At 36.0% G+C, this 17112-nt stretch carries 10 protein-coding genes; all 10 read right to left on the reverse strand.

Annotation, left to right across the window (positions count from 1 at the left end; genetic code table 11):
* Nucleotides 1-628: 628 nt before the first annotated feature.
* Entirely contained in the window at nucleotides 629-2854 is a 2226-nt protein-coding gene (locus F607_RS0118770) for an aminotransferase class I/II-fold pyridoxal phosphate-dependent enzyme (RefSeq protein ID WP_027709323.1), read from the reverse strand.
* A 54-nt stretch (nucleotides 2855-2908) separates the two neighbouring features.
* Complete coding sequence (locus F607_RS0118775; RefSeq protein WP_027709324.1) at nucleotides 2909-3169, reverse strand: acyl carrier protein; 261 nt, start codon at nucleotides 3167-3169, stop codon at nucleotides 2909-2911.
* 19 nt (nucleotides 3170-3188) lie between these two features.
* Nucleotides 3189-4208 carry a methyltransferase gene (locus F607_RS0118780; protein ID WP_027709325.1) on the reverse strand — a complete coding sequence of 340 codons (1020 nt, stop codon included), beginning with the start codon at nucleotides 4206-4208 and terminating at the stop codon, nucleotides 3189-3191.
* Nucleotides 4209-4218: 10 nt separating this feature from the next.
* Nucleotides 4219-6738 carry a prodigiosin MAP biosynthesis aminotransferase PigE gene (gene pigE / locus F607_RS0118785; protein WP_027709326.1) on the reverse strand — a complete coding sequence of 840 codons (2520 nt, stop codon included), beginning with the start codon at nucleotides 6736-6738 and terminating at the stop codon, nucleotides 4219-4221.
* Nucleotides 6739-6930: 192 nt separating this feature from the next.
* Nucleotides 6931-9393 carry a prodigiosin MAP biosynthesis protein PigD gene (pigD, locus tag F607_RS30500; RefSeq protein WP_051311626.1) on the reverse strand — a complete coding sequence of 821 codons (2463 nt, stop codon included), beginning with the start codon at nucleotides 9391-9393 and terminating at the stop codon, nucleotides 6931-6933.
* A gap of 206 nt (nucleotides 9394-9599) precedes the next feature.
* Nucleotides 9600-12314 carry a prodigiosin ligase PigC gene (gene pigC, locus F607_RS0118795; protein WP_027709327.1) on the reverse strand — a complete coding sequence of 905 codons (2715 nt, stop codon included), beginning with the start codon at nucleotides 12312-12314 and terminating at the stop codon, nucleotides 9600-9602.
* Nucleotides 12315-12339: 25 nt separating this feature from the next.
* A complete protein-coding gene (locus F607_RS30505) occupies nucleotides 12340-14004 on the reverse strand; it encodes an NAD(P)/FAD-dependent oxidoreductase (RefSeq protein ID WP_051311627.1) in 1665 nt (554 codons plus the stop codon).
* Between the two features lie 113 nt (nucleotides 14005-14117).
* The gene (locus F607_RS30510; RefSeq protein WP_051311628.1) at nucleotides 14118-14534 is read right to left on the reverse strand and encodes a DUF6041 domain-containing protein; all 417 of its coding nucleotides are present in this window, start codon (nucleotides 14532-14534) and stop codon (nucleotides 14118-14120) included.
* Nucleotides 14535-14839: 305 nt separating this feature from the next.
* Nucleotides 14840-15991, reverse strand: a complete 1152-nt coding sequence (gene pigA / locus F607_RS0118810; RefSeq protein WP_027709329.1) for a prodigiosin MBC biosynthesis dehydrogenase PigA — start codon at nucleotides 15989-15991, stop codon at nucleotides 14840-14842.
* Nucleotides 15992-16903: 912 nt separating this feature from the next.
* A partial coding sequence (locus F607_RS30515) for a transposase (RefSeq protein ID WP_038291811.1) occupies nucleotides 16904-17112 on the reverse strand: 209 nt, incomplete at its 5' end.

The raw sequence follows: 17112 nt of genomic DNA on the forward strand, positions 1-17112 counted from the left end.
GGCCGACCTCTAGTACCTAGTTGCCACTTAGTCTTTGGGAGTAAAGGTGTTAACACTGCCCATTGTTTATCAGTCAGATCCGTTGGATAATACATTGTGGCTCTTTTTTTGTTCCCTGTTTGTTTTTGGTGAAACTAATGGTAAACAGAAGAAGAGTCCATTCCTATCTTCTTGAAACTGCTTTGTGCTTAATGATTAACCTTTTACTTAGACATCTGTATATTTTTTGATTTTTGAGACACGTTCTTAGATATACCCTTCACGAATCATTTTTATGTGCGCTATCCGTAGCGCTCACCCTAACGGGCCAGCGAAGCTGTTCTAATGTGTTCCCGACACATTAGTAGGGTTTGTTGTCAGCGCTCTTGACCACCAAGGATAGTGGGAATGCAGTTTATGCAGGCGCATTTAACAGCCACCCCTAAAAACCCTTCGTTTTGGGTATATGTATTTGTTTAATAAATCCCTTCAACGATGCCCACAGATAAGTTTTTAATGTTTACTAGTTATATCTTTATACTATCAAAAAATCACTCCACTATGGGAATCATTCATGGGTGGTGCTAGTCGCCTTTCAAGTATTTCTCATGACAACAGTATTTAGTAATTATTATGTACTCAAAAAAATTTAATTACTATTTACGACAGGTATATTTACCTCTTTAGCTGACTCTACTAAAATTTGAGCCGCAAGATCCAGATCATCAATCGTATGCTCACTGGTTACACTGATACGTAAACGCGCATCACCTACGGCAATACCAGGATATACGACTGACTGACAGTACATCCCTCTGGCTCGTACAGCACGGCCAAATTCAAGTGTTTTTTGATCATTACCGATAACGATAGGTAATATTGCACTTGCAGAGTTTTCTAAATCAAATCCAGCTGACAGTAAGTGACTTCTTAAATAATGAATATTACTCCATAGTTTACTTAAGCGCTGAGGCTCCGTTTCCATAACCTCTATTGAAGCTATTAAACCTGCAGCGACTGCAGCAGGAATAGTTGCAGCAAAAACATAAGAATTGGAGTAGAAACGTAAGTACTCAATAACATCCTCATCACCACAGATAAAACCACCCACACCTGCAAGCGCTTTACTCATAGTTCCAAGCTCTAAGTCAACTTCACCTTTCATACCAAAATGTTCTGTGGTTCCTGATCCTGTCTTGCCTAATACGCCTGTTGAATGAGCATCATCAACTAATACACGTGCGTTATACTTGTTAGCAATTTGCATCAACCTTGGTAAATCAACAATATCACCATGCATACTAAACACGCCATCAGTGACAATGAGCTTTCCTCCCTCATGATCAGCATATTTATCTAGAAGAAGCTCTAAGTTTTCGAGATTATGTTGATAAATCTTACGTCCAGCGCCCGATAATTTGCATCCATCCTGAATACTCATATGGTTGATAGCATCAGTAAAAATTAAGTCTTTTGGTCCTGCCAGTGCAGAAATTCCTCCTAAATTAGCAGAATAACCTGATGGATAAACAATACATGCTTCACGTCCTTTCAAGTTAGCTAGTTTTGCTTCTAACTCTTTATGAAGAATATTACTACCACCTATTAAACGACATCCTGTGTTTGTTGCACCATATTGACGAGCACCATCACAAATAGCTTCAATAACTTTTGGGTGGTTTGCTAAGCCTAAATAGTTATTTGATGCAAACATCAAAAACTCTCTTCGTTTGCCTGTTGTTTCATCATAAATAAGCGCTCTGTTTTGGCAACGAGATTCTAATGGCATCCCATACCAGTAAAGTTGCTGGCGTTGTTTTTTTGTATAAAATTTCCTAAACTCTCTCGTTTTATGAAAAAGATCTTTATGTTCAATTGCCACAAAGTCTTTCATCGTTCGAGGATCATCATCTTCTTCAAATATTCCATTTTCTCTAGCTTGAGATATCTGGCTGATTATTTCTTTTATTGGGGCAAGTTCAAACTCTTTACTTGCCTGAATATAATGCAAGATTTTTTCCGGTGTATCGCACTCACTAATCTTAATTTGATTAGGCATTTTAAATTCATGTATCAACTTGTTGTATAGCTTATTAATATGTTGTTGATTTAAGCCGAGTGATGAAAAACTATACTTAACATTCCTGTCAGGTAATAAATGATTATCTTCTGTATCAAGCAGCTGGCTTAAGAAATTTTTCCATCCACTATCATCATCTAAATTGGTTTCTGCTTTTTTTTCAGTTTTAAGTATATTTCCTGGGCTTCCCTTTAAAGATTCTTCCTTCAATTTATTATCACTATCATTTTCACTTGCTGCATTATTATCAAGGTAATCAATAAGCTGTGCTATTGATCTAAGGTCTTCAGGCAATTTAACTCCTTCCAGACCAGTTGCTTTAGGAATATCAGAAAATATTGACACCAAGGTAACAGAGTCAATGCCAAGATCACTTTCAAAGTCAACATTAATACCAAGCTGATCAACAGAATAACCCGTATGCCTTGCAACAACAGATTGAATTTTATCAATTAATAGCGATTTAACCTGTTTGTCCCCCGCCTTCATATCACTATTAATAATTACTTCTTTTTTATCAAAATTTAATTGAGAAGAAACATAATTAAAAATATCATTAAGTGTATTAATATCTTCAGGTACATTTGTTGTTGGTATGTTATATTCTTTGATAATATCAGATAGCAGTGTAGTTAATGTAATTGAGTCAATACCATAGTCACTATCAAAACGATTATCTAAAATTATGTCTTTCTTTCCATAGCCAGTATGACTTTCAAACAAGTTTAGTATACCTTGTTGAATTTTTTCAAATATTTCAGCAACTTCATGCTCTTCCATAATTACATCAGACATAACACTTCTCCACAAAACAAAAAAACATAGAACTTAGAGCTAAACTTACGTATATCAAGCGCTAATAGCTTCCTGTTGTTGTATTATTTTTGAAACAAGTTTTGTAATGTGTCTTACTGAAGAAAAATTACTCGGTGTTATTTCATTAACAGGAATCTGAACACTTGTTTCTTTTGATAACATTGCAACCAAGTCGAATAAGGCACTTGAGTCAATAATATTAAACTCTAGCAGTGGCGTATCTAAATCAAAGTCTTCTGCGTCATCTTCAAGATAATTTTCAGAAATATACTTAATCAATTTATTTTCCAACATACCAGCCACCCATCCAAAGTTACTCTTTTTCACCAATAAATAATGTTCTTGGACCATTAATTGTCAGTACTCTCGTATTAACAAAGCCCACCTCATTAAAGCGTTGCAGATATTCCTGACGTGTAGACTCAACACCACCATCAGTTGAAACTAACATGTTAATAGAAAGCAGTGCAGTAAATAGCGGACCCGACTCATCATCATTCAACGGTGTCTCACTCGCAATAAACGTTGCACCATTTGGTAATGAATCATATATATTTTTCAAAATTTCACACTGGATCGATGGACTATAATCATGCAGCATCCAACCTAAATGAACTAAATCGTATGTATTATCAGGCAATTTACCTTCAATTATATTTCCTGTTATCACTTCTATATCTTCACCACCCTTAGTGACTTTTAGACGATCTCGAAGGTAGCTCGCTGCTTGAGGTAGCTCACAGATTGAAATTTTCAGATTCGGGTTATGTTGCGCTACAGCAACTGGCAATGAGCCTATACCACTGCCAATATCCAGAAAATGCCGATATTTAGAAAAGTCAAATGCTTCAATCATTCCTTCAATAAAAGGTTGAGCAAATATACCCAAAAACTCTTGAAAATCGACAACATCTTGTGGGTTTTGATAGAGTATATCAAACCAGCTTCTCGCATCACCAAACACAACTTTTCGCTGATCAGAATCATCCTTTACGGCATTAGCTGTTTGTGCCCAAAGTGGATATAAAAAGCTATCTATATGTCTTGCTAACCATCCTAACCATTCTTTTGAGTCACTTACCAAATATGATTTTGCACTTGAATTCAGTAAGTAGTGGTTATCTTTATTTTCAATTAAGCCCATAGCCGTAAGAGCAATTAATAAGCGTTTCCCTGAATTAGCAGGAATATTACAGTGTCTGCATACTTCATCTAACGTTAGGGGTTTATCAGAAACTGCATCAAATATATTTAACTCAAAAGCAGATGTGATGACCTTTGACTTAAAAAAACCCATCATTTCATCGACAATAACTTCCTTAGAAAAATTCATTCTGCATCTCCTAGTTTAGAAACGTTGACATCTCTTCACATACCATTGCAAAAGATGTAATAAAGTAATCAATTTCCTTTTTAGAAATAATAAGCGGAGGCTGGATTCGTATGACTGTTGAACTATTTGCTGTTACAAAAGTTAAAATGTGATGATCGTTATTCAATTTCGAAACAAATCGCATACAAAACATTTCAGCTAATGACTCTTCCATTTTTGTCATAGCTGCACTTAAATGATCTTTTACCTCATCTGGAAAAAATCGATAGGTTAAATGCCAGTCTCCAGGTAGACGAGTTCCAAACTCACGAGCACATGCTTCTATTGCACCATCAAAGTCATTAGCAAACTGGATGCCAAGCATCAAACCTCGACCACGAATTTCACCAATAAATGGATAGTCCTTGGTTATTCGTATAAGCTCACTCTTAAAATACTGACCCAGTGCTTCTGCCTTATCAAACAATTTTTGTTGATATATTTCTTCTAATGCAGCTAATCCAGCAACTGCTGCAATATTACATCCACCAAAGGTTGAAGTATGTAATAAAAATCGTCCCATAGTACCATAAGCTGCATCCCAAATTTGTCTGGAGCTTAGCGTTGCTCCTATAGGTATTAAGCCTCCTGATAAAGATTTTGCTAACACAAGGATATCTGGCTTGATACCTTCCCATTCACAAGCAAACATACGTCCAGTACGTCCTAAACCTGTCTGGATTTCATCCACAATAAGTAAACAGCCTGCATCATTACATAACCGTTGTACTTTTCTTAAATAGCCCTCAGGAGGTGTATGTACTCCCCCTTCTCCCTGTATTGGCTCAACAATAAAAGCCGCTATATCACCTATCTCTAATACTTTTTGTAATGCATCAATATCACCAAAAGGAACTGACTCACAACCCGGTAATAGTGGACTAAAATACTTGCGATGTTTCTCTCGACCGGTAACAGACAAGGCACCCAAAGTTTTACCATGATAACTATTTTTGGCATAAACAAATCGTGTCTTTCCCGTAGCTGCTTTTGCTAATTTTAATGCAGCCTCAACAGCTTCAGTGCCTGAATTACTAAAAAACACACGCTCCATATTTCCTGGTGTAATTTCACAAAGCTTCTCAGCTAATAGTGAAGTTTGTTGAGGCACTGAAACATATTGAATAAAGTTTGCTGTAGAGTTTTTCAAAAATTTTTGTAATGCGTTTACAACATTATCTTGATTATGGCCCAAATTTAAACAACCATACCCAGAGACCATATCAAGGTATTTTTCACCGTCAGTATTAACGAGTGTACACCCCTTGGCAGTATCAAATACTTCATCACAACGTTGCATGTGTAAAAAATCAGCCATCATTGGATTTATATGATTTCGATACCTTTGCAGTGCTTTCTCACGACGGGTTGGTTGATGTTGCTCAACTTCATAGTTGTTAGCTATCAAACTTCGATGATAATATCGACGTAAGTTAATGACACGGTCTTTTTCAACTCTTTCCCCAAATGAGGCAAATGGATAAGCATTAAAACCATGACGCTCTGCAATGGTACCAATTTCAATGACTTTTTCTTTTTCTAAATAACGTCCAATCGAGAAGCATTCATTACGTTGCTCAAGTGATAAAACAATTGTCTCAGCCAAACAACCATTAATTTGTTGTTTTAAAGCAATATTCAACGATTCACCACCAAATTTAACTTGGCGCGAAGCCGTAACACATCCTCCTTCAAGTAACAGAATATCATTTCTAACAGAGTCAACTTTGATAACATCATGAGGTAAAGCAATATCCACAACAATAGATCCTGCTTGCAAACGCGAAGGATCAATCACACCTCCTGAAGATGTTGCTGCTGCAAATAACTGATTACGCTGATAACACTCTTCAATGTTACTAACAAGATTAACTCGACTATAATATTTATCTGGAAGGTGCTTGAGCAATTCTTCTTTACTTTTTTGCGCTCCACTATGCACTAGATCCAGTTGACACCCTAAGTCCAGAAGTAGTTTTGATAAGGCTAAACAAATAGAACCAGGATAACCAATAATAGCTACTTGCGTGTTATTAGGTTGAATTTCTAACCAGTCAAATATTTGGCAAAATGCTTTATAAGCAGCGTATGTAGTTAATGAGTTACCACTTGTCACAGGAATACACGATTGATTAGCAGTTTCTACTCCACGTTTTCCTACTATTGAAGTAAAGCCTCCTAACCCAACCAGCTCAGCTCCCTCTTTATGCAGCATTTCAATACCATCAAAAATACGCTTTTGTACTGTACGTGCTGATGATAGCATCTCATCAGCAGTTAATGGTAAATAGTGAATGACTCCTTCACAAGTTGCCCCCGTTATTGACTTAATTTTACAAAAATCAATAAAGGGTATTAAGTTCTCCCGCTGCCAAATTTCACGTTGATAACCTGTTTCCAAGTCATGTGATGTACGCTGCAAAATATCCAACATTTTCACATAACGCTTTAGTGAAATTGAAGTTGGATGAGCAATAAAACCAAATTTCATAGCTTTTCCTTGCTAATTGCTTCGGAAGAGAAAAACAAGCTTCATTATTTAATATACCCTTCACGAATCATTTTTAGGGTTTGTTGTCAGCGCTCTTCACCCCAGTCACTTATTAATATAAGCTCCGGGGGCTTCATCGCTTGACCGCCGCCCCTAAAAACCCTTCGTTTTGGGTATATATTCATTGGCTTTTTATACAGGTTCAAGCTGTTTTTCTAAATTTTCATGTTTTATACTTTTTACTTTATTCTCAACATCATCTCGTTGCCAACCCGTAGCAGTGGCTAAGCTAATTCCATCACCTTCATTGTTATGTGAAACAATGATAGAAAATAGATTAATACAGTTCTTTTCCTGAAGTGACATTCTAAACATTTCATAGTCAAAGATATCGATGGTTTTTGATTTAATCTTCAAACCATGTATTTGCTCTTCCCAGTCAGGACTGTAAATATTCATCAACCGCATTTGTCGTGATGTTCTATTAAAAAGTATTCTTTCCTGATATGTATTTATTACAGAATGACCACCATTCATAAAATAAAACAGTGTAATGTTTTTATCAATAGAGTCAGGATAGGTCAAAGCATTTTCAACTAAGCTTGGTAACACATCAGGCACTAGACCTTTTGCTCCATCTCCAATAAAACCAATAATATGCGTTGGGCAGGTAGCTGCAATACTGATGACTGACTGTAACGCATCACCCATTAATCCCCGGCCATACCAACCTGAAAAGCCCCTTCGTGTTCTGACAACATTTCGCACTGCAGAAATTCCGCAACGACCAACATCATATAGTCCTGTATAATCATAGCTATCTTCTACAATCATTTTTTCTATTAAGCTATTCAATCTAAAGAAAAAATAGTTTGGCGTCATAGGTACTTTAGGCAATTTACTCACAACATCAGAGGGGGTTTCATCAACACATTGAATTGCTGCCATTCGTTTATTTCTTAACTCAGTAGATACATCAAGATGTACATCAACATACCTCAAAAACGTATATAAATTCATTACTAATGGATGATCAGCGTAAGGAGAGATATGATCCATATTATTTGTTAACTGAACAATACTCAGTCTTCGTTGAAGCCTGCCCTCTGAAAAAGGAGTTGCAGCCTGATGCAGTTTACTCTTCAAAAAGAACAAGCATTGTTCAGATGAAGAATTCAATTTATTATTTGTATGTAGAAAATTATAAACTCGAGGACTATAACCATAAACCGCTAATGTGCCTAAGTAATTTTTATTACATACTCCCTTATGGTACTTTGTTACACTGCCAGGATAATTTAATGAGTCAACCAGTGCTATTCCTGCTCTTTCAGCTATCGATAATACCAGTTCAAGCTCTTCTTCAGACAACGGACCACACTGCCAAACAATTTTTTCTGGCCCATTGTTGATGATCTCCATTACTTGATCAAGCTGCTTTACAAGATCTTGCGGAAGAGGTAAATCATCTTCCACAGTATTAGTCATCGGTAGTTCCAAATCAATCGTACTACAAGCATCTAATACTGCCTGTGTCGCCATAATCACTACCGGCCCTTGATTTAAGCTATATAACCTTAATGCTTTTTTGAAGTCATCTTCAATCGTATCAGGGTCATCCATAAAAACATGAGGAATGCGTTTGGCTGTTAATACATCACGTGTATCTTCATCTTTAGAAATAGTCCCTTGAAAAGCGAACCACTGATTTGGTCTGTTCTCAGCACAAACAATAAAACCCTTAGCTCTAGCTTCTCGTAAATTAGCTAAGGTACCTTTGAACTCATCAATCATGCCGCTTGTGACAACGATTAAAAAAGATTTTTTATATAACTGCCAGTTAGCCATAGCCCCACATGCAAGGCTATGTTCACTCGGCCCACGTAATAATTTTATACCTGTTTTTTTTGCTTCTATCTCAAGATAATTGATCAGGTTTGATACAAGTGAACCTGTAAAATAATAACCATTCCAGTTTTTAGTTGATGTCGTTGTTAAAAAATTACATAATAGCTGACCTAGTGTATTGTTAGCAAAACCTTTAATTTCTGGTTTAACTCTGCGATTGACAAGTGCCATTTCTATAAAGTCCATCCATAAACATAGCAACTCAGCTTGCAGTATTGCTCTATTATGTGGAAGACTGCACTCTATAAACTCCATTGGTTGATAACGTATTTTTCTTTTATGTGGTAGCGTAAAAGCCGCTACAGAAAAAGAAGAGTAAAAAGCAGGCACGTTATTTTCACAAAGAGTACTGTAAAAACCTGAAATCTTTTTATCTATATCCTTGATTGTCAACATTTCATATTTTGGGTTAGCATAATCCAAGTAAATCATGCCCACCTGAAATAACTCATTTTCATTCAAGTTATTTGCGATATTTATAATTTTTGCTGTAGCTTCATTTAAATTACTTGCCTGAACAACTCGCATTGATACTCGCTCTTTACGTTTAGCCATAAAACGTATAGCTTTTTCTCGAGCCTCATCATATACAGGATGATAGCTAGGCGTAAATTGTTCTGCTTTTATATCCGAATCTATTGTTACTCTCTGAAAGAGTTCTCCCCGTATATCACTTAAAACACTTAACCCTGTCTCAAAGAAATAGCGACTTTCAGTAACTACAACAACCCCAATAGTAATATCCATATTAGCCTCTTAGTAATATCTTTGAATATTTAGCTCTTTACTACGAGTTAAGTAAAATATAATAATTTTTTCCAAGAGCACGAAAACTCTTCTCAGATGACCTAAGTGTATAAAGAATACATAAGGAACTGAGTACAATATTTTCACAGGCATCATAAAAAAGGTGTATTTATAGAGATATTTTTAAAACAGCTCCATAATCACCTTTAAACTGCTAATGCTTCCTCTATTCTTTTCCCATTACTTATTTCGTGTGTTTGTATTCTAACTTCACCGTTATTTCCATCCAAGTAAAGAATATCACCTGTTTTTATATGCATACATGCTGTTTTAGTATTAACAACAGCTGGAATACCAAATTCTCTAGACACAATAGAGCTATGAGAAAGCATTGAGCCAATATCTGCAATAACACCTGCTGCTAACACAAATAGAGGAGTCCAAGATGCATCTGTAAATTTAGCAACTAAAATTTCTCCTTGTTGTAAAGTTGCAGCATCTTTATCCAGGTCTTTTATCACCCTGGCTTTTGCCACAACAATTCCTGGACTGGCTCCTACCCCTTTAATTACACCTACAGTACCTGTCAATATATTATTTACATTTTTAGGTTGAGGGTTATAACCACCGATGATAGCCATTGGTGGTTCTTCACTATTGCAGTTTACTAGATGCTCTTTTCTATTATTTTCTATAATCTCTTTAGAAAATGCTTCTTCAGCATTTATTTCTCCTGCAACATATTTACGAAATAGATTAAAGTCAATAAATGGTAATTCATCTTTAGATACGATACTATCTCTATCTAATCTATCGAGTACTTCTGTAACAATTTTTCTATAGAACCATGTTTCAGTAATATACGTTGGTCTTGTATTCTCTCTTCGCTCAGCCATTTTAGCATAAGCAGCTATAAAAAAACGGAACTTCATTCTTATAGAAAAAGGGAGCTTTTTTAATAGTTTTTCCGTATCATTAACTCGTTCTTTATCCACTTCAGCAATTCTTTCTTCTAAATTAACCTCACTTATTAAATACATTTTTATGACTTTAAGTAAGTAACTAGGATCATCATTCCACCGAGGAATACTCAGCTCAAACTCTTGCCGCCCTCTTGCACCATAGTTTTTTAAAAAATAAGAGAACTCATTTTCAATAAACTGCTTGCCAATTCGACTTTTTTCTAGATTAGCTTTCAATTGATCAGCATCAGAGTTAATAAATATAGTACGTAATGGCTCGTTGGAATTTACTGTTTCTGTAAGCTGATAAATGCCTCTTGTCACTTCGATGGTTCTAAGACTATTCATTGATGCCTTGATTCTATTTTGCAGTCCATCACCCTTACCTCCTAGCCACTGCTCACATAATTCGGCCAAAAGGTCGTATAACGCAAATGACTGTAAAAAAAACGGCATATAAGCTTTACATGCCTTTAAGAAATACTTATCAATTCGAGAAAGTTCGTTATTCAACTCCATAAGTGACATTGACTTTAGATCTAACTTATTAAAACGATCTACCTCATCCTGCCGTATTTTTACCATATTTTTCACTATACGTTCAGCGGAAAAAAGGTTATATATCTGATAACCACACCAATATAGTGAGCTTTTAATAAACTTCCAGCCACTAACAGGAATACCATAGGGATTTTGGTAAGCGGTAAAGTCTATATCTTCTATAGCATATCGCTTAGTAAACTTCATTAAGTTTCGGGTAGGAGGACATTGACTAAGAAGCATGGCTGAAGCAGAAATATTTAAATAAACCTGCCCTTGTATATAACCCATATAATGCTGTGAATTCCCAACATTCAAAAGCCCCATTGTTTTTATTGCTGGGCCATGTATGTTATGTTGATAAAATTTACAAAATGAAAGGCCAAGTGGAGTCATAAGGCCTGTGACAATTTCCCCCGTATCCATCCGTGAAAATAATGCATTATCACGAATGTATTCGTCAGTTTCATCCTCATCAGCATAGTATATTGGTGTTTTAGATGTTTTAGTGGTTATTGGCCTTGCCTGTAATATATACACATTATTATTTTCAATGCCCCATTCTATGTCCATCGGTTGGCCATAGTAGAGACTGATTTTTTCTACTTTAGCCGCTAACTCTATACACTGTTCAGAAGATAAAACCGGTTGTTTTATTTTATCTTCATCTACATTAACTATATGAGTTTCTCCATTATTTTTCTTCGTACACTTTATTTTTTTTGCACGTATGTCTGTAGAAACTATAGTATGATCACACTTTCTTATGCGATAACTATCTGTAGAAACTTGACCAGAAACAACTCCTTCCCCTACTCCCCAGCACGCATCGATTAAAATATATTGATCATCGCCACTCATTGGATCTTGAGAAAAAGCAACACCTGCACTTTCAACATCAACCATTCTTTGGATAACCACAGCAATTCTACTATCATCTGCACTCACATCATGTTTTATTTGATAGAGGTTTGCTCTTGCAGCCCACAAAGACTTCCAACACTCCCTGACACATTCAAGAACCTTCACTTCACTATCAACAAACAGAAATGTTTCATACTGACCAGCATAGGATTGTGATTCTCCATCTTCATTAACTGCTGATGAACGGATAGCCACCTGGCCTCGCCCCATGTTTTGATAAACTTGAAGAATCTCATCTACTAAATCTGATGGTATTTCTGCGTTTGCAATTTCCTCTTTTATTTGATCAAAATTTAGCTTATGTATTTTTATTAAATCAAGAATTCCAGAGCAGCTTAAGAAGTACTCATTTGCTTTTGTTGTAATACAATATGCTTCTGGTACTAATAAACCATGCCTAACCAAATTATTCAAAGAAACGGCTTTACCTCCAACGTCCGTTTTTGATAATTCATCTTTTCCTGACAAAGCGATCACATAGTTCTGGCTGCTCATGTTATTACAACTCCTTTTATTATTTTTATGCTGATACAACATTAATTAAGTTTTCCTGTTTATTACTTTCCAGCCAGTTTTTAACTTGTTTTGCTGCTTTTATTCCTGCACCAATAGCACTTTCCAGATTTCCTAAACCATTAGTATCTTGATTAGCAAAAAACACACCCCTTATCGGCGCAGATGCTTTAATAAAAACATCATTTTTAAGCTGTCCTACTTTTGGAACAACAAGACCTTTATTCCAACGCCAAATTTTAATATCTTCAATTATGTCAGGACTTAAACCTAATGCTGCAAACATTAATACTACTTCTTGATAAGTTTCTGACTGCAACTTATCAAAACTTACTTCTTTGAGTTTCCCTTGATCTTTTTCGCCAAAAACTGGTTTTAATAATGTAAGAACCCCTATATCTTTATCAAATGACTTGTCTTTCCAATTAGCAACTAGACAAACTCCACTACGGCACCAACTGTATGGTTTTTTATTAAAATGTGCTCCCTCAATCACATAACCGCCAAAATGACTTTTTAATACTGTTTTGTTGAGAAAAACATTAGCGATGCAGTAGTCTCTATGTTCTATTTCTGAAATTGCTTGACGTTGTTTATTTGGAATATTATTAAGTACATGCTGTGCAACAAACTTTGGAGCAGCCCATATAACCGTTGCAGCCTTAACTTTATACCTTACTTGATTTTTCAAATAGGTAACTTCATAACTACCTGCTATTTCTTCAACAGCTGTGACCTGCGCAGTTGATTGACTGTGATATGATGATTCTTTTTCTAATTGATTTTTAAGTTGTTCACTTAAAAATCCATTCCCTCCCGGAAACGTCACTAAAGTACCAAATAAATACCCTAATAAAAAGTGTAAGCCAACATAAGCAGAAACATCTTTTATCGACAAACACTCAACACGCAATGTAGTTTCTATAGCATCTTTAACTAACTCGCCTAACTCATCCTTTGGTTGTAAGTAGATAGGCAGCCGTCCTTTTATCGTGGGATCAAAAAATAAATCATACAAAGAAATACTATCAAAAAGTTCCATTTCCTGCCTGGACCAATCACAACCCTCACTCCAAGGTACAGCAGGATACTTACCAGAGCCTGGTTTAAACTGTTCAAGGTATTCGTACAGTTTAGCAAAAACTGGATCCCCAAGTTTTTTTGGCGCAACAATATATGGTTTTTTTGTAATAGCTCCCTTTATCAAATCCAGAGATAGCTTATACATTGCTGGATTTAATAATGCTTTAGGCTGATTAATTAATGCTAAGCAAACCTCTCCCATTCCTTTTAATAGACGTCTAGTATCGAACAATACCAGAGACTCTTGATCAGCAGCTAGCCATTGATTCCTCAAGCCCAGTTCATCCAATAAACCTGCAACTTCTCCACCTTCGACTGGGTTCTGAAAACAACTACCAGCACTCGCATAACGTAAACCGTCTCTACTCTCCAGACGTGCATTTCCTCCAAATTTATTTCTTTCCTCAAGTAACAGTACAGAGAGCGATTTTAACTGCCAAGCCGCCGTCAATCCCGAGAGTCCACCTCCGACAATGATGACGTCATATTCCTTCTGTATATTTTCAATCTCACTATTATTTCCATGAAATTCAGGCTTTGTAACTTCAAACTTTTCTGAAGGTAGTTTTTTCATTTTGTTTAAGCTCATTACTAGTCTGCCTTGTGTACTGTACTTGGATCCTCATGTATTTCCTTATACATTATTTATCTCTGTACAGTACATTCATGCGCTTACAAAAAAATAATTATTTTTAGATACACTTAAGACTGATATATTCTTTGAAGTTGGATATTTTTCTGTTTTTTTAACATCAGCTGTTCTTTTAAAACTAAAACAGCAAAGATAAAGAAAACCGTATCCATAACAATAACTTGCCAATAAGCTCTATGTAATAGAGTGACAAAACAAATAAGCATCAACATTTGTCCTATGGACGATGCTATCAAATACCTATTAATCAATAGCGTCAAACCTGCCAAAAATAGACTTAAGCCAGAAATAACTGTTATTACAAGTTCATGAGTGTATAAATAGTTGCTAATCCCTTCTAAAAAAGTGCCCTGATTTGCAATAGCTGCATTCTTTAAAACAACACCAACATCTTCAATTTGAGGAAAAATTTTAGCTATTCCAGCTAACAGATAGAGTGTTCCAAATAAATATTTAAAATACTTCACAACACTTAGTCCTTTTTATTTAAACTTAACTATACCCTTCACGAATCATTTTTAGGGTTTGTTGTCAGCGCTTGACCACCAAGGATGGTGGGAATGCAGTTTATGCAGGAGCATTTAACGGTCACCCCAGCCACTTATTAATATAACCGCCCAGCAGCGCTGTTATATCAATTAAAGTGGCTACCGCAAGTTTCACAGCAGTAAACTTGCCCAGGGGATTCATCGCTTGACGGCCGCACCCTTGTCCCCTTGGGGTATAAAAATCCTTCGTTTTGGGTATAACCTCAAACTTAGCGACTATTATTTTATGAGCGTAATCCCATACTTCTGGCAATAAATTCCCTTTGTATTTCTGAGGTGCCTGAAAAGATTCTTGAAGGTAGAGCATCAAGTAACAAGCGGTCAATCCCAAACTCACTACAGACCCCTAATCCCCCAAAAACTTGAATAGCATCTAATCCACATTGAACCGCAGATTCAGATATCCAAAGTTTACTTTGAGCAATGGCTTCTTCATATGGCTTATTATTGTCATATAACCAACCAGCTTTATATAGTAATAAACGAGATGTTTCTAAACGTAATTTGAAATCAACAAGCTTATTTGATATCGACTGATTCCGCCCAATCGACTGGTCAAACTGTTTTCTTTCTACACAATATTCAATACATTGTTGTAGTACTCTTTCCATTGCTCCAACATATGCTGCAAATAAACACCCTCTCTCCCAAATCATAGAGTCGTGAAAAATTGGAGAACCTGAACCTTCTTCTCCAACTCGACTATCAATTGGAATGATACACTCATTAAAGTGTACACTTCCCCATGGGCTAGTCACCAACCCAGTTTTTAATGATTCATTAGTAATTTCTATACCTGGCAAATCTTTCGGAATTAAAAATGCACTACTATTAAAATAGCCTTGGCCTTCCTTCGTTTTTGCATAGACTAACAAGAGATCAGCTATTGGGGCATTAGTAATAAAACACTTTGATCCATTTAATATATAATGATTTTTTTCCTTTCTCGCAAAGGACTTCATATTATATGCATCAGAACCTGAAGATGGCTCTGTAATAGCATTGGCAACAATAAGTTGCCCAGATGCAATCTTCGCTAAGTATTTATTTCGCTGCTCATCTGAACCATGCCGCCAGATAGGAATAGCACAAGCGAACATATGCGCACAGAGGGAAAATACCAGCCCCATATCGGTACAACCCCGTCCCAGAGATTCAACAGCCAAAATCGTATCTAAAGCGCCTAACTCCGACCCACCCCACTGTTCGGGAATAGGCAAACCAGCTAGCCCTAGCTCTGAGGCGAGTTGCCAACCTTTAACGTTAAACGTTTCGGGGGACTGGAGGTCTTGTTGTGATTTAGACAAGGCTTCTTTAGCGAAGTTTTCAATATGCTGACAGCGTGCTTGTTGTTCTAATGTTAGCGTAAAATCCATATACGAACATTCCTTAGTATTATTTTAATACTACTTAATACATCCCTATGCAGAATACTCTGCTATCCTCTTACTCATTACTTCCCTGAGGATTCATCTATGCATCCTGAGAATTAGTTTTAATGAGACTAGCCTTAATAAAACAGACTACCCACTAAAAATCCTTCCCTTTGGGTATACATTGAAGATTTAGCTTTATGTTTAAACAACGACTGATGTATTTATATAACCGAATAAGCATCAGCTTTTCTTATCCTTTCTTGACTGCTTACTTACAGCCCTTTAAAACGCACTGTTTCAAAGCAACATTCTATACTTCTTTTTTAACTCAGTACTGCTAGTATAAAACAGTTGATTGCACCACCTAAATCATGCTACACCCTATATGAGTATATCTATAAATACGAATCTGATATGCCCTAATAACATAACACTTTCTTAAAGGAAAAATAAACTGATATCATCTGCTTTTTATAATTAATTTTTATTAAGAATAAAATATTACATTAACATTACATTTGTTTGTACTTTATGGCTGCTAAAGATATCCTTTCTTGCCTTTGATGACTCCTTCACTTTAAATATTTATATGTATAGATGCTTAGACAAGGGTATAAGTTCATGTTTAGGGTATTTTTTTTTTTTACGCTGTTGGTAGAACTCATATTAATACAACACCACTAATATAACACTTACTGTAAGTTTACATTATTGATACTAAACAAGACTAATATGACATATTAATTTAATTTGAAACACATAAACATTACAAAAAAATTACTTTTCTCCTTCACTTTACCTACGCCAGGCTCAGCAAGTCATAACGCTCCCGCAGAGCGGGAGGCTTGACAGCTATAAGCAGCCCCAAGGGCTGCCAATGTTAAAGTTCAGTGTTTAAAATTAGCTTCCGTGTTAAAAATCACCCTCTTCATCCGTGCCTTTTCCATCCAGCTGCTCTTGGTTTCGAATATACTTTCTAATCTGCTCTTCTTCGAATCCAACCGTTGAAATCGCATAGCCTCTTGCCCATAACGACTCCCCATTGAAGTTTCTTTTCCTTCCACTAAATTGCCTTGCAACTGCTATGGCACTTTTACCTTTTAAATACCCTACTATTTCTG

This window comes from Zooshikella ganghwensis DSM 15267 (genome assembly GCF_000428585.1).
Classification (GTDB): domain Bacteria; phylum Pseudomonadota; class Gammaproteobacteria; order Pseudomonadales; family Zooshikellaceae; genus Zooshikella; species Zooshikella ganghwensis.

Coding starts and splice junctions, on each gene's coding strand:
- F607_RS0118770 (WP_027709323.1), bottom strand. CDS start 2,854: ATGTCTGATGTAATTATGGAAGAGCATGAAGTTGCTGAAATATTTGAA.
- F607_RS0118775 (WP_027709324.1), bottom strand. CDS start 3,169: ATGTTGGAAAATAAATTGATTAAGTATATTTCTGAAAATTATCTTGAA.
- F607_RS0118780 (WP_027709325.1), bottom strand. CDS start 4,208: ATGAATTTTTCTAAGGAAGTTATTGTCGATGAAATGATGGGTTTTTTT.
- pigE (WP_027709326.1), bottom strand. CDS start 6,738: ATGAAATTTGGTTTTATTGCTCATCCAACTTCAATTTCACTAAAGCGT.
- pigD (WP_051311626.1), bottom strand. CDS start 9,393: ATGGATATTACTATTGGGGTTGTTGTAGTTACTGAAAGTCGCTATTTC.
- pigC (WP_027709327.1), bottom strand. CDS start 12,314: ATGAGCAGCCAGAACTATGTGATCGCTTTGTCAGGAAAAGATGAATTA.
- F607_RS30505 (WP_051311627.1), bottom strand. CDS start 14,004: ATGAGCTTAAACAAAATGAAAAAACTACCTTCAGAAAAGTTTGAAGTT.
- pigA (WP_027709329.1), bottom strand. CDS start 15,991: ATGGATTTTACGCTAACATTAGAACAACAAGCACGCTGTCAGCATATT.